13 protein-coding genes are annotated in these 12,966 nt (G+C 68.2%); 11 read left to right on the top strand and 2 right to left on the bottom strand.

Annotation, left to right across the window (positions count from 1 at the left end):
- Window positions 1-48 precede the first annotated feature (48 nt).
- From E2F46_RS11265 to E2F46_RS11275, 3 genes are read left to right on the top strand one after another with little or no spacing between them, the layout of a single operon-like run.
- The gene (locus E2F46_RS11265) at window positions 49-1,101 is read left to right on the top strand and encodes an NAD(P)-dependent alcohol dehydrogenase (protein ID WP_133322184.1); all 1,053 of its coding nucleotides are present in this window, start codon (window positions 49-51) and stop codon (window positions 1,099-1,101) included.
- Window positions 1,098-1,982, top strand: a complete 885-nt coding sequence (locus E2F46_RS11270; protein ID WP_133322185.1) for a DMT family transporter — start codon at window positions 1,098-1,100, stop codon at window positions 1,980-1,982. The genes E2F46_RS11265 and E2F46_RS11270 overlap by 4 nt, the downstream gene beginning before the upstream one ends.
- Window positions 1,983-2,016: 34 nt before the next feature.
- On the top strand, window positions 2,017-2,577 hold the full coding sequence (locus E2F46_RS11275; protein ID WP_133322186.1) for a DUF1453 domain-containing protein: 561 nt from the start codon (window positions 2,017-2,019) through the stop codon (window positions 2,575-2,577).
- Window positions 2,578-2,689: 112 nt separating this feature from the next.
- On the opposite strand, the gene E2F46_RS11280 is transcribed toward E2F46_RS11275, so the two are convergent.
- Complete coding sequence (locus E2F46_RS11280; RefSeq protein WP_133322187.1) at window positions 2,690-3,325, bottom strand: OmpW/AlkL family protein; 636 nt, start codon at window positions 3,323-3,325, stop codon at window positions 2,690-2,692.
- A gap of 242 nt (window positions 3,326-3,567) precedes the next feature.
- Between E2F46_RS11280 and E2F46_RS11285 the strand changes: the two genes are divergently transcribed.
- The 4 genes from E2F46_RS11285 (at window position 3,568) to lpdA (ending at window position 9,293) form a co-directional block, all read left to right on the top strand.
- Window positions 3,568-4,359, top strand: a complete 792-nt coding sequence (locus E2F46_RS11285) for a DUF2884 family protein (protein WP_133322188.1) — start codon at window positions 3,568-3,570, stop codon at window positions 4,357-4,359.
- A gap of 541 nt (window positions 4,360-4,900) precedes the next feature.
- The gene (gene aceF / locus E2F46_RS11290; RefSeq protein ID WP_133322189.1) at window positions 4,901-6,295 is read left to right on the top strand and encodes a dihydrolipoyllysine-residue acetyltransferase; all 1,395 of its coding nucleotides are present in this window, start codon (window positions 4,901-4,903) and stop codon (window positions 6,293-6,295) included.
- A gap of 6 nt (window positions 6,296-6,301) precedes the next feature.
- The gene (locus E2F46_RS11295) at window positions 6,302-7,489 is read left to right on the top strand and encodes a mechanosensitive ion channel domain-containing protein (RefSeq protein ID WP_207949570.1); all 1,188 of its coding nucleotides are present in this window, start codon (window positions 6,302-6,304) and stop codon (window positions 7,487-7,489) included.
- Entirely contained in the window at window positions 7,473-9,293 is a 1,821-nt protein-coding gene (gene lpdA / locus E2F46_RS11300; protein ID WP_133322190.1) for a dihydrolipoyl dehydrogenase, read from the top strand. Before E2F46_RS11295 ends, lpdA begins: the two co-directional genes overlap by 17 nt.
- A gap of 208 nt (window positions 9,294-9,501) precedes the next feature.
- On the opposite strand, the gene E2F46_RS11305 is transcribed toward lpdA, so the two are convergent.
- Window positions 9,502-10,428, bottom strand: coding sequence for a hypothetical protein (locus tag E2F46_RS11305; RefSeq protein ID WP_133322191.1), 927 nt, complete (start codon window positions 10,426-10,428; stop codon window positions 9,502-9,504).
- 354 nt (window positions 10,429-10,782) lie between these two features.
- On the opposite strand from E2F46_RS11305, the gene E2F46_RS11310 reads away from it, so the two are divergent.
- The 4 genes from E2F46_RS11310 (at window position 10,783) to E2F46_RS11325 (ending at window position 12,962) form a co-directional block, all read left to right on the top strand.
- Window positions 10,783-11,160: a hypothetical protein gene (locus E2F46_RS11310; RefSeq protein WP_133322192.1), complete on the top strand. Its 378-nt coding sequence runs from the start codon at window positions 10,783-10,785 to the stop codon at window positions 11,158-11,160.
- The gene (gene atpB / locus E2F46_RS11315; RefSeq protein WP_133322193.1) at window positions 11,157-12,032 is read left to right on the top strand and encodes a F0F1 ATP synthase subunit A; all 876 of its coding nucleotides are present in this window, start codon (window positions 11,157-11,159) and stop codon (window positions 12,030-12,032) included. The genes E2F46_RS11310 and atpB overlap by 4 nt, the downstream gene beginning before the upstream one ends.
- A gap of 67 nt (window positions 12,033-12,099) precedes the next feature.
- Window positions 12,100-12,390: a F0F1 ATP synthase subunit C gene (atpE, locus tag E2F46_RS11320; protein WP_133322194.1), complete on the top strand. Its 291-nt coding sequence runs from the start codon at window positions 12,100-12,102 to the stop codon at window positions 12,388-12,390.
- Window positions 12,391-12,476: 86 nt separating this feature from the next.
- Entirely contained in the window at window positions 12,477-12,962 is a 486-nt protein-coding gene (locus E2F46_RS11325) for a F0F1 ATP synthase subunit B (RefSeq protein ID WP_133322195.1), read from the top strand.
- The last annotated feature ends 4 nt before the right edge of the window (window positions 12,963-12,966 follow it).

Consider the following 12,966-nt stretch of genomic DNA (forward strand, 5'->3'; position numbering starts at 1 on the left):
GTCGCGGTGGATATCGGCGAGAATGCCCGTCCCGACAGGAGCCCCCGCATGTCCACGATCCCGGCCTACGCCGCCGCCAGCGCCACGTCGCCGCTCGCGCCCGCCACCATCGAGCGCCGCGATCCGGGCCTGCGCGACGTGCAGATCGACATCCTGTATTGCGGCGTGTGCCATTCCGACATCCACCAGGTGCGCGACGAGTGGGGCGGTTCCATTTTCCCGATGGTGCCGGGCCACGAGATCGTCGGCCGGGTGTCGGCGGTCGGTGGCGAGGTGACGAAATACGCGGTGGGCGATGCCGTCGGCGTGGGGTGCTTCGTCGACTCCTGCCGCACCTGCCCGCAGTGCGAGGCCGGGCTGGAGCAGTACTGCGACGAAGGCATGACCGCGACCTACAACGCGCGCGAGCGCGGCACCGGCGTGCCCACGCAGGGCGGTTACTCGACGCGGATCGTGGTCGACCAGGACTACGTGCTGCGCATCCCGGAGGGCATGCCGCTCGATGCCGCCGCGCCGCTGCTGTGCGCGGGCATCACCACGTACTCGCCGCTGCGGTACTTCAAGGCGAAGGCGGGCGACAAGGTGGCCGTGGTCGGCCTGGGTGGGCTGGGCCACATGGCGGTGAAGCTGGCCGCCGCGATGGACTGCGAGGTGACCGTGCTCAGCACCACCGAAGCCAAGCGCAAGGACGCCAGCGCACTGGGCGCGCACGACTTCGCCGCGACCGGCGACGGCAAGGTGTTCAAGTCGCATGCCGGCCGCTTCGACCTGGTGCTCGATACCGTCTCGGCACGGCACGACTACAACGCCTACCTCGGCCTGCTGAAGGTCGGCGGCACCATGGTGCTGCTGGGCATTCCCGAGCCGGCCGCGATCTCGGCGTTCCCGCTGGTCGCCAGGCGCCGCAGCCTGGCCGGTTCGATGATCGGCGGCATCGCCGAGACGCAGGAGATGCTGGATTTCTGCGCGGAACACGGCATCGCCGCGGACATCGAGCGGATCGACATCGACGCGATCAACGACGCCTACGAACGCATGCTGCGCAACGACGTGCGTTACCGCTTCGTGATCGACATCGCGAGCCTGAAGGCCGACACATGACCCCTGCCGCGTCGTCGCGCCCGGCGGCGGCCGCGGGTTGGATGCTGTCGGCGGGACTGCTGTTCGCCTGCATGGATGCGGGCATGAAGTGGATCTCGAACGACTACCCGCCCTTCCAGGTCGCCACGCTGCGCAGCCTGGCCGCGCTGCCGCTGGTGCTGCTGTGGATCGTGCTGCGTGGTCGCGGCGGCAGCCTGCTGCGCGTGCACTGGCCGCTGCACGTCGCGCGTGGCCTGCTGGGCGTGGGCATGATCGCGGGCTTCGTCTACGGCCTGGCGCGGATGCCGCTGTCCACCGCCTACGCCATCGTGTTCGTGGCGCCGCTGATGGTGACCGCGCTGGCGGTGCCGCTGCTGGGCGAGAAGGTCGGGCCCCGGCGCTGGGCGGCGATCGCGGTCGGCCTGCTGGGCGTGCTGGTGGTGCTGCGGCCCACCGGCGAAGGCGTGGGCACGCTGGCCGGCCTGGCCGTGGTGCTGGCGGCACTGTGCTATGCGGTGGCCGTGGTCACCGTGCGCAAACTGGCGCTGCGCGACAGCCCGGAAGCCATGGTGTTCTGGTTCCTGGTGCTGCTGGCGGTGTTCGCCGGCGCAGTGGCGGTGTTCGACTGGCAGCCGCTGCAGCGTGCGCACCTGCCCGCCATCGCCATCGTGGGACTGACCGGGGCATTGGGCCAGGTGGCGCTGACGCATGCGTTCCGGCTGGGCGAAGCGAGCCAGATCGCGCCGCTGGAATACGCCTCGCTGCTCTGGGTGGTGACGCTGGACCTCGCGCTGTGGGCGGTGCTGCCGGACGGCATGACCTGGGTGGGCGCCGCCATCATCATCGCCAGCGGCCTGTACCTGATCCGGCGCGAACGCGTGGTCGCGGCCGCGGGGCAATAACATCGCCGCGACGATGCGCGGGTAGCATCCCGCGATGCCCTTGCTCCTGCTGCTGCCGGTCTTCCTTCTTCTGCTGCTGGCACTGGGCCTGCTGCTGTGGCCGCTGGGCCTGTGGCAGCGCTACCGGCATGGCCGCTCCCGGCGGCGGGCATGGCCGTGGATGATCCTGCTCAACCTCGGCCTGCTGGCCGTTGCCCTGCTGCTGTTCGTGGTGGGTGCATGGGTCGGCGGGCGCTGGATCGATGCCGCGTTGCCCAATGCCATGCTCGGCCTGCTTGCCGGGGGCATGGTGGGAGTGCTGGGGCTGGCGCTGACGCGCTTCGAACAGGGCATCGACGCCATCCACTTCACCTCGCCGCCCTGGCTGGTGCTGGCGCTGACCCTGCTGGTCGCACTCCGCGCGCTACTGGGCGCGTGGCAGGCCTGGCATCGCGGGTGGGTCGGCGAGGCGGCGACGCTGCCGTGGCCGTGGCTGGAGGGTTACGGCAGCCTGCTGGCGATGGGCGGGCTGTTGCTGGGTTACCACCTGGCGTACAGCGCCGGCCTGCACCTGCGCGTGCGCCGGCATGCGCGCCGGGTAGGCATGCGCCGCTGACAGTGGCACGACCGCGCGCGGTGCCTCCACACACGACAACGGACCCCGCAGGGTCCGTTGCCGAGGCGTGCCGGGCTGCCGATGCAGCCTGGCCATGGCGTGGCTCAACGCATCAGAAGCGCGCACCCAGGCCCACGCCGACCGTCCACGGATTGATCCGGGCGTCGCGGGTGACGGTTTCGCCGGCCTGCTTCAGGTCGGCCTTGCCGTCGAGGTAGCGTGCGTCGACGCGCGCGAACCACGTCGGGTTGATGTTCATGTCCACGCCCACGGTGCCCACGGCGCCGCGCGGCGACGTCAGGCTGACATGCTCACCGTCCGCGTTGAGGCTGCTGAGGTCTTCGCGGCTGAAATTGGTCTGGTGGTAGCCCAGGCCCACGAACGGACGGAAGATGTTGTCCGCGTCGCCGAAGTGGTACTGGCCGCTCAGCGCGATCGGCTGGGCGTCGACCGTGCCGATCTTGCCCTGGTCGCCGCGCACGCGGTGGTTGAAGCGATCGGCGGCGCCCCACATTTCCACGGCGATGTTGTCGGTGAAGTGGTAGGACGCGCTGAGCGTCGGTGCCACGTCGCCATCGATGTCGATGCGCGAACCCGGGAGCGGATCGGAGTCGGGCTGCAGGATGGTGGCGCTGCCCACCACCGAGAAACGCTTGCCCGACGCGGTGTCGGACTGCTGCGCGAACGCAACGGGGGAAATCGCGAGGGAAACGGCGGCGGCAATCGTCAAATGGCGCAAGTAACGCATGGGGGAATCTCCTTCTTCTGGATGTTGTTCCGTCGCCGGAATGTCCGGGACGCGCGCACCGTATCGAGTCGCGCATGAACACACCTTGCCCGACCGGCCGATGCGCGCGAACTTCTTCGGGTTGTGTTCACCGCCATGACCGCCGTGTGCAGGCGTGACGAAGGTCATACCCTCTACCGGCACGGGCGAAGAACCGCGGCGCGGCGCAGGATGTGGCCATCGATCGACCGCGAGGGGATGCAATGGCGGGCAGGGCATGGGTGGCAGGCATCGCGCTGGCGTTCATGTCCAGCGCGGCGACCGCGCAGGTGGGCAAGACGAACCTGGGGCGCGGCGTGACCATCGACGCCGATTGCCAGGTCAGCAGCGACTACAGCTTCCATCTGACTGAACGTAGCGTGGTGTTCACGCGCAAGGACGGCACGCCGGCGCGGGTGCTGATGCGCGACGGCGGCCTGTTCATCGACGATGCCTGGGTGCAGGTCAGTGCCGACGACCGCCGCCGCATCCGCGAGTACGAGCGTGGCGCGCGCGCGGTGATGCCGCTGGCGCAGCGCATCGGACGCGAGGCGGCCCAGATCGCGCTGGCCGCCATCGGCGAAGTGGCGGCCGCGTTCAGCAACGATCCCGCCGCCACGCGCCGCAAGCTCGACGAGGCTCGGACCACCATCGACGACCGCCTGCAACAGGCCATCACGCCCGAGCGCTTCCATGGCGATGCGCTGGGCGCGGCCATCGGCAACGCCATCGGCGACGTGGTGCCGACCCTGGTGGGCGACGTGGTCAGTGGCGCGCTGCGTGCCGCATTCAGCGGCGATGCGTCGCGCTTCCAACGCATCGAGCAGGACCTCGACGGCCGCATCGAAGCCATCGTCGAGCCCCGCGCGAAGGCACTGGAGCGCGATGCCGAAGCGCTGTGCCAGCGGATGGAGGCACTGGATGCGCTCGACGACGCCCTCGAGTACCGGCTGCCGGATGGCCGCGCGCTGTCGCTGCTGACGGTCGAGCGCAAGCCGCGGCGCACGCGCGATTGACGATAACGACTCTCCGTGGCCTGCCTCTGCGCGGGCTGCGTTCCCCCTCCCCGCGTCCCCGCGGGGATTTTTTTTGGTTCTTCCCCCGATCGAGCGGAAGGCATTGCGGCGCGGTGGCGCGGGCCCGATGCCACCGCAAGTCGCGGCCCGGTATCCGCTTGGTTGCGGTGGCATCGGGCCTGCGCTGGAGACACCGCCGCGAGTTCATCACAAGCGAAGCGGTGGTGTTGCCCTTGCCCTGGTTTTCGCCCGGTGCGCTGGAGAATTCAGGGGGCGCCTGCCGGGGCCATGCCGACCGAGCGGATATCGGGCCGCGCTCGACGTGGCCCCGGCACGCGCCCTTGTCGTCTCTGGACCGCCAGGCAAGGTGTTCCTGGCCTTCTTCCGGACCAGCACTGCGCGCTGTCGGGAATCGAAGCCGGTGTTTTCGCGTCGAAGCGGATGGTTGCATCCGCAACCCTGCAGCCAACCGGATCGTGGCGGTTGGCGCGCGCCGGTCCTGCGGCCACAATAGCGATTCCCCTGGCGCGTGGAGGGCCGCATGGCCGAATTGAAGGAAGCAAAGGTCCCGGACATCGGCGGTTATGACGATGTGCCGGTGATCGAGGTGCTGGTGGCCGTGGGCGATACGGTCGTCCAGGACCAGGGGCTGGTCACGCTGGAGTCGGACAAGGCGACGATGGAAGTGCCGTCGCCGTTCGCGGGCGTGGTCAAGGAACTGAAGGTCAAGGTAGGCGATACCCTGTCCGAGGGTGGGCTGGTGGCGATCATCGAGACCGGTGATGCCGGCGGTGGCGAGGCCCCGAAGGAGGCCGCCAAGGCCGAGGCCAAGGCCGAAGCCCCACCTGCCGCCGACAAGGGCAAGGAACCGGACCCGGTGGTCGAGCCGGTGGCGCCTTCGGAGAAGCCCGACAAGCTGGCGCAGGCGTCGATCGATGCGCAGGCCGGCAATCCGCCCGCGCAGGGCCAGCCGCCGCTGCGGTTCGAGGCCGATGCGCTGATCCCCGGCAAGGTTCCGTACGCAAGCCCGGCGGTGCGCCTGTTCGCACGCGAGCTGGGCGTGGACCTGTCTCAGGTCACCGGCACCGAGAAGGGAGGCCGGATCACGAAGGACGACGTGCAGAAGTTCGTCAAGGGCGTGCTGTCGGGCGCGACCGCCTCTGCGGGGGGTGCCGTCGCCGGCGGCAACGGCCTCAACCTGCTGCCGTGGCCGAAGGTCGACTTCAGCAAGTTCGGCGAAGTCGAAGAAAAGCCGCTGTCGCGGATCAAGAAGATCTCGGGCGCCAACCTCGCGCGCAACTGGGCGATGATCCCGCACGTCACCCAGTTCGACGATGCCGACATCACCGACCTCGAAGAGCTGCGCGTGCAACTCAACAAGGAAGCCGAGAAGGCCAAGTCCGGCGTCAAGCTGACCATGCTCGCCTTCCTGATCAAGGCCAGCGCCAACGCGCTGGCGAAGTATCCCGATTTCAACGCGTCGCTCGATGCGTCGGGCGAGACGCTGACGTTGAAGAAGTACTTCCACATCGGCTTCGCGGCGGACACGCCGAACGGCCTGGTGGTGCCGGTGGTGCGCGACGTCGACAAGAAGGGCGTGCTGCAGATCAGCGAGGAGATGGGTGCGCTGGCGAAGAAGGCGCGCGAAGGCAAGCTGGGCCCGGCGGAGATGTCCGGCGGCTGCTTCTCGATCAGCTCGCTCGGCGGCATCGGCGGCACGGCGTTCACGCCGATCGTCAACGCGCCGGAAGTCGCCATCCTGGGCGTGTCGAAGTCGTCGATGAAGCCGGTGTGGGACGGCAAGCAGTTCGTGCCGCGCCTCATCCTGCCGCTGTCGCTGAGCTACGACCATCGCGTGATCGATGGTGCCGCCGCCGCACGCTTCACCGCCTACCTCGCGCAACTGCTCGCGGACATGCGCCGCGTGCTGCTGTAACCACGGATGCAGGCTGCGGTCGCCGCCGCCGCGTCACCGACGGTCGTCGCCAGCGCCGCCGGACAGGCGCGCGAGGGCATTGGCGCGATGCTTGGCTATGCGCCGCTGGAGGCGTTCGGGCTGGGCGGCATCACCATCGGCGCGATGATCGCCGCACTGGTGGTGCTGGCGGTCGCATGGCTGGTGTCGCAGTTCCTGCAGCGGGCGATCACCCGCTTTGGCGGACGCGGCAGCGGCGTCAGCCAGCCGGCGCTGTATACCGTGTCTCGGCTGGCGCACTACGTGCTGATCACCGTGGGGTTCCTGGCCGCACTCAACGTGGCCGGCATGCCGATCAGCCAGTTCGCCGTGTTCGCAGGCGCGATCGGCGTGGGCTTGGGCTTCGGCCTGCAGGCGATCTTCAGCAACTTCGTGTCGGGCCTGATCCTGCTGTTCGACCGCTCGCTGAAGGTGGGCGATTTCGTCGAACTCGACGGCGACATCCGTGGCGTGGTCAAGGCCATCAACATCCGTTCCACGCTGATCACGACCAACGACAACATCGACGTGCTGGTGCCCAACTCCGAGTTCGTCAGTAGCCGCGTGGTCAACTGGACGCACGGCTCCGACCATCGCCGCATCCGCGTGCCCTTCGGCGTGGCCTATGGCACCGATAAGCTGCTGGTGAAGAAGGCGGCGCTGGAGGCGGCCTCGCGCGTGCCGTTCACGCTGTCGATGGAGGGCGAGCGCCGGCCGCAGGTGTGGCTGGTCGGATTCGGCGACAGTGCGGTGGAATACCTGCTCGCGGTGTGGCTGACCGAGGAGGCCTCGCGCCGCAACGCCGCGATCAAGGCCGCCTACCTGTGGGAGCTGGACACCTCGCTGCAGGAGCATGGCATCGAGATCCCGTTCCCGCAGCGCGACCTGCACCTGCGCAGCGCATTCGGGCGCAGCGGCGACGCCGCGCTTGGCCTGCTTCGACGCGAGGCGGCGGATGCAGACGCCCGCCAGGCCTCGCCCGTCGCCGGCGCGCGCGACGACGATCGCCTGCGCGACGCCGAGCGCGCCCGCCTTGCGCGCAACGACGCCGGCGAAGACACCCAGCGTGCGATCGAGGAAGACGCGCGCGAAACCGCAGAACGCGAACAGCTGGCGTCGGATGCCGACGTCGACGCCACCGGAAACCAAGGAGCAAGCGATGGCCAACCCCGTTGAAGTGAAGGTCCCCGACATTGGCGGTTACGACGACGTGCCGGTGATCGAGGTGCTGGTGGCCGTCGGCGACACGGTCGCGAAGGACCAGGGCCTGGTCACGCTGGAGTCGGACAAGGCGACGATGGAAGTGCCGTCGTCGCATGCCGGCGTGGTGAAGGAACTCAAGGTGAAGGTGGGCGACACGCTGTCGGAAGGCAGCGTGGTGCTCGTGCTGGAGTCCGACGATGCCGGCTCACCTCCCCGGCCAGCGGCGGAGGTCGACACGCGTGGTGCGTCGGGTGGGGGAAAGGCCGACGCGCCGGTCACGCCACCCGTTGCGCCCTCGCCCGCGAAACCCGCCGAACAGGCCTCACCCGCACCGCAGGCGGCCACCGGCACCGGCCGCAAGGCGGACATCGAATGCCGCATCGTGGTGCTCGGCGCCGGTCCCGGCGGCTACACCGCGGCGTTCCGTGCGGCGGACCTTGATCTCGATACCGTGCTGGTCGAACGCTATCCGGCGCTCGGCGGGGTGTGCCTCAACGTCGGCTGCATCCCGTCGAAGGCGCTGCTGCACGCGGCCGAAGTGATCGACCAGGCGGCGCACGCCAGCGACTACGGCGTCGATTTCGGCAAGCCGAAGATCGATATCGACAAGCTGCGCACCTACAAGGAAAAGGTCATCGGCCAGCTCACCAAGGGCCTGGCCGGCATGGCCAAGCAGCGCAAGGTGCGCGTGGTGCAGGGCGTCGGCAAGTTCGTGTCGGCGAATGAAATCGAAGTCACGGGTGACGATGGCAAGACGCAGCTGCTGCGCTTCGAGCAGTGCATCATCGCGGCCGGTTCGCAGGCGCTGAAGCTGCCGGGCTTCCCGTGGGACGACAAACGCGTCATGGACTCGACCGATGCGCTGGAACTGGCGGAGGTGCCGAAGAAACTTCTGGTCGTCGGCGGCGGCATCATCGGCCTGGAGATGGCCACGGTCTTCCGCGGCCTCGGCAGCGAAGTCACCGTGGTCGAGCTTGCCGACCAGCTGATGCCGGGCGCCGACAAGGACCTGGTGAAGCCGCTGGCCGATCGCCTGAAGAAGCAGGGCGTGTCCACGCACCTCAAGACCAAAGTGGTCGAGGCCAAGGCTGGCAAGAAGGGCATCGAAGTCACGTTCGACGGCGACGACATTCCCGACGGCAAGCTCTACGACCGCGTGCTGGTGGCCGTGGGGCGGTCCCCGAACGGCAACAAGATCGATGCCGACAAGGCTGGCGTGCGTGTCGGCGAGCGCGGCTTCATCGACGTCGATGCGCAGATGCGCACCAACGTGCCGCACATCTTCGCCATCGGCGACCTCGTCGGCCAGCCGATGCTGGCGCACAAGGCCACGCACGAAGGCAAGCTGGCGGCGGAAGTCGCGGCCGGCGCGAAGAAGGAGTGGGTGGCGCGGGTGATTCCGTCGGTCGCGTACACCGATCCGGAAATCGCTTGGGTGGGCGTGACCGAAACCGAAGCGAAGGCGAAGGGCCTGAAGGTGGGGGTGGGCAAGTTCCCGTGGGCCGCGAGTGGCCGTGCCATCGGCCTGTCGCGCACCGAAGGATTCACCAAGCTGGTGTTCGACGAGGCCACGCACCGCATCGTCGGCGCCGGCATCGTCGGCGTGCACGCGGGCGAACTGATTTCGGAGGCCGCGCTGGCGATCGAGATGGGCGCCGAGGTCGAGGACATCGGCCACACCATCCATCCGCATCCCACGCTGGGCGAGTCGGTGGGGATGGCCGCCGAGGTTTACGACGGCACGATCACCGATCTGTACCTGCCGAAGAAGAAGTAAGCCGAGAGCGATCGCATTCGCCCAAAGGCGAAGCCCCGGGGGACCGGGGCTTCGGGGTGGACCTGCCTTGGAGTCGACGAGGAAAGCGAACCAGGCCCACGCCTGTCAATGACAGGCGAACACCGGAAAGGTTCCCCATGCGGCGGGATTCCCCGCCATGAATGCGGCAATCGGTGCGATCGCGGCGCCTGAATGGGCGCCGCGCGGATCAGAACCGGAACGTCACGCCGGCCACCGGCCCATGCACCTTGAGCTGGCCGCTCAACGTGCCGGTGATATCGATGGTGCCCACGTCGGTTTCATTGGGTGCATCGAACGAGGCGGTGTAGTCGTTGGCCAGTTTCAGCCGGAACCAGTCGTAGCCCACGTGCACGGCGATGTTGCGGGTGAGCAGGTATTCGGCCATCAGCGTGCCTCGCTCGTAGTGGCCGCGTTCTTCGGTGAAGTTGCCCCAACTGGTCTCCAGGTACTGGCCCTGCAGTTCCATGCGCCAGCGCGGAGCCGGCGTCCAGGTCAGGCGGGTGCCGAGGCCGGGCGCGGTGCGGGTACGGCTCCATTGGAGCTGTTCGAAACGTGGATCGAGTTCCTCGGTGCCCGAGGAACTGCCACTGGCCTGCGCCTTCAGGCTGGCCTGGGTGATGCCGAGGCCCAGCGCCCATTCGAAGGTTGGCGTATCCACCACCGCGAAGTCGTAGCTCAGCGTGGTCAGGCGGAAGCTGACCTTGCCTTCGAAATCGACCGTCGGCACCTCCACGGGGTCGCCTGGAAGTTCCACCTCGTCGAAGATCGAACCCGGATCGATCCAGTCGCCTTCGAATTGCCAGGCGCGGTCGCGACGGAGGTCGTAATGGTTCAAGCGCAGCGTCTGCCGCGGCGTCAGGCGGAAGGCCAGCTCGCCGCGCGGGCGCCAGCGCTTGCCGATGTCGAGGGTGCCGGCGCCTTCCGCGCTTTCGGTGTCCTCGCCATTGGTGGCCACGCCGGTGCCGACAAAGCGGATCGACGAGTCCGAGTCGAAGCCGGAAAGGCGGAACTCGAAGCGGCTGTCGTCGTTGAAATCCTGCGCGCTGGCGGGTGTGGCGATGGAGAGGGCGAGTGTCGCGCCCATGAGGACGGCGATCTGGCGACGTAATGTCATGTCTTGCTCCTTGCGAGGATGCGGATGCGGGAGGGGTCGTCCGGGCCGGTTCGGCGCGCGGCGGCAGGGGCGCATGTCACAGGAAACGCGGTGGTGCCGGCGTGAAGCGGGCGACCGCAGCGCCGTGGAAGCGTGTCGGGCCCGCGCGCCGCGAAGGACGGAACGACCTGTCGGCGAAGTGAGGCCCCCCTTCGGGCGACCCCCTTGGGCGACCGTTCGCGGGCTGCGGTCGCTGTACAGCCCAGGCCCGGATGGTGGGCATCGGTCGCATTCATGCGGTTGCTGCACTGCACAAGGTTGCCGCTGAAATCACCCCGCTGCTATACTTTTCCGGCTTTGCAGCAGCCCGAGCCCGTGACTCCCCGACCCGATCCAAGCCGTCGCGCCACCCTCAAGGTGCCGGTGGTGCAGGGTGCGGTCGGACTGACCGGCGCGGGAGTGCTGGCGGTGGTTGCCGGGGGTTCGCCCGCGGTGGCCTTCCTGGTGGGGGCGGTCGTGGTCGCGGCGGGGTTCGCGATGTTCGGCTGGCGCACCGCGGGACGTTCGCCGGTGGCTCCCGCAGGACGCATGTTCGTGCGTCTGCTGGTGGGGACCGTGCTCAAGTGGCTGGTGGTCGGCGCCGGACTGGTTTGGGCCATGTCGGGTGCGGGTCTTCCTGCTGAATTCGTGCTGGGTGGGGCCTTGAGTGCCTTCCTGGCGTCCATGATTGGCTTGCCCTGGTTGCTTCGATGATTCGTGATCTCCTCCGCGTTGCCGGCGACAGCCCGAGCGAATACGTCACCCATCACCTCCAGCATTGGCAGGTGTCGATCGGCGAAGGCGCGTTCTGGACCCTCAACGTCGACAGCCTGCTGGTATCCCTGGTGCTGGGCTTGCTGACCATCGGCACCTTCTTCGTCGTTGGCCGCCGCGCCACCGCCGGCGTGCCGTCGAAGTTCCAGGCGTTCATCGAGATTGTGGTCGAGTTCATCGACACCCAGGTCAAGGACGTCTTCCACGGCAATCGCAGCTTCGTCGCGCCCATCGCCCTGACCATCTTCGTGTGGGTGTTCGCAATGAACGCGCTGAAGATGATCCCGGTCGACTTCTTCCCCGGCACCGCCGCGGCGCTCGGCCAGGAATACTTCCGCGCCGTGCCCACCACCGACCTCAACATCACCTCGGCCATGGCGCTCGCCGTGCTGCTGCTGATGTTCGCCTTTGCGATCAGCGCCAAGGGAGCCGCCGGCTTCGGCAAGGAGCTGTTCACCGCGCCGTTCCATGCGCACGGCACGCTGATGAAGATCGTGCTGGCGCCGGCCAACTTCGGCCTCAATGTCATCGAATACCTGTCCAAGCCGGTGAGCTTGGCGATGCGACTGTTCGGCAACATGTATGCCGGCGAGCTGGTGTTCCTGCTCATCGCCCTGCTCGGCATGGCCGGCGGCAACCTGATGATGGAAGCGGCGCTGGGCGCCAAGGCCGGCGGCGCCCTGGCGTTCGTGGGCGCGGTGGCGGCCGGTGCGGCGTGGTCGATCTTCCACATCCTGGTCATCACCCTGCAGGCCTTCATCTTCATGATCCTGTCGGTCGTCTATTTCTCGATGTCGACGGAAGCGCACTGACGCGTCGAGCCGGTTTTCACGCTTTCCCTTTCACCCTTCACCCTGAAGATCCACTGAGGAACTCACCATGGAACTCACCGCTCTCATCGCCGCTGTCCAGGGCAACACCGCACTCGCGATCGGCATCATCATCGGCCTCGGCGCCCTCGGCGCCTGCATCGGCATCGGCATCATGGGCTCGAAGTTCCTCGAGAGCGCCGCGCGCCAGCCGGAGCTGGTGCCGATGCTGTCGGGCCGCATGTTCCTGCTCGCCGGCCTGATCGACGCCGCGTTCATCATCGGCCTGGCCATCGCGCTGTTCTTCGCGTTCGCCAACCCGCTGATCGGTACCGCGGTTTCCGCTGCAGCCGGCGCCTGATCGGGCTGCCACGCCGCGTGCCTGAGAAGGCGCGCGGCACGCCCGGGCGCGATGGCGCGCCCGTGTACCCATAGCGGAGCATCACGATGCAATTCAATGCCACATTCCTGGGCCAGGGCCTCGCGTTCGCGATCCTGATCTGGTTCACCTGGAAGTTCGTCTGGCCGCCGCTGATGAACGCCATCGAGGAGCGCCAGAAGAAGATCGCCGAAGGCCTCGCCGCCGCCGACAACGCCCAGAAGAACTTGGCGCAGGCGGAAGAGAAGGTCGCCGACGAGCTCAAGGCCGCCCGCGTGAAGGCCAACGAGATCATCGCGCAGGCCAACCAGCGTGCGATCCAGATCGTCGAGGCGGCGAACGCCGAGGCGGCACTGGCCAGCGATCGCCACAAGGCGATGGCCGACGCCGAGATCCTCGCCGCGTCCAACCGTGCACGCGAGGACCTGCGCAGGCAGGTGTCCGTGCTGGCGGTCGCCGGCGCCGAGAAGCTGCTCAAGCGCGAGATCGACGCCAACGCCCACAAGGCGCTGCTGGACGAACTGGCCGCGCAGCTGTCGGACGAGGCGGCCTGATCCC

The sequence above is a fragment of the Luteimonas aestuarii genome (assembly GCF_004357985.1).
In the GTDB taxonomy this organism is placed as follows: domain Bacteria; phylum Pseudomonadota; class Gammaproteobacteria; order Xanthomonadales; family Xanthomonadaceae; genus Luteimonas; species Luteimonas aestuarii.

Coding starts and splice junctions, on each gene's coding strand:
- E2F46_RS11325 (WP_133322195.1), top strand. CDS start 12,477: ATGCAATTCAATGCCACATTCCTGGGCCAGGGCCTCGCGTTCGCGATC.
- E2F46_RS11305 (WP_133322191.1), bottom strand. CDS start 10,428: ATGACATTACGTCGCCAGATCGCCGTCCTCATGGGCGCGACACTCGCC.
- lpdA (WP_133322190.1), top strand. CDS start 7,473: ATGGCCAACCCCGTTGAAGTGAAGGTCCCCGACATTGGCGGTTACGAC.
- E2F46_RS11295 (WP_207949570.1), top strand. CDS start 6,302: ATGCAGGCTGCGGTCGCCGCCGCCGCGTCACCGACGGTCGTCGCCAGC.
- E2F46_RS11285 (WP_133322188.1), top strand. CDS start 3,568: ATGGCGGGCAGGGCATGGGTGGCAGGCATCGCGCTGGCGTTCATGTCC.
- E2F46_RS11270 (WP_133322185.1), top strand. CDS start 1,098: ATGACCCCTGCCGCGTCGTCGCGCCCGGCGGCGGCCGCGGGTTGGATG.
- E2F46_RS11280 (WP_133322187.1), bottom strand. CDS start 3,325: ATGCGTTACTTGCGCCATTTGACGATTGCCGCCGCCGTTTCCCTCGCG.
- E2F46_RS11275 (WP_133322186.1), top strand. CDS start 2,017: ATGCCCTTGCTCCTGCTGCTGCCGGTCTTCCTTCTTCTGCTGCTGGCA.
- aceF (WP_133322189.1), top strand. CDS start 4,901: ATGGCCGAATTGAAGGAAGCAAAGGTCCCGGACATCGGCGGTTATGAC.
- atpE (WP_133322194.1), top strand. CDS start 12,100: ATGGAACTCACCGCTCTCATCGCCGCTGTCCAGGGCAACACCGCACTC.
- E2F46_RS11265 (WP_133322184.1), top strand. CDS start 49: ATGTCCACGATCCCGGCCTACGCCGCCGCCAGCGCCACGTCGCCGCTC.
- atpB (WP_133322193.1), top strand. CDS start 11,157: ATGATTCGTGATCTCCTCCGCGTTGCCGGCGACAGCCCGAGCGAATAC.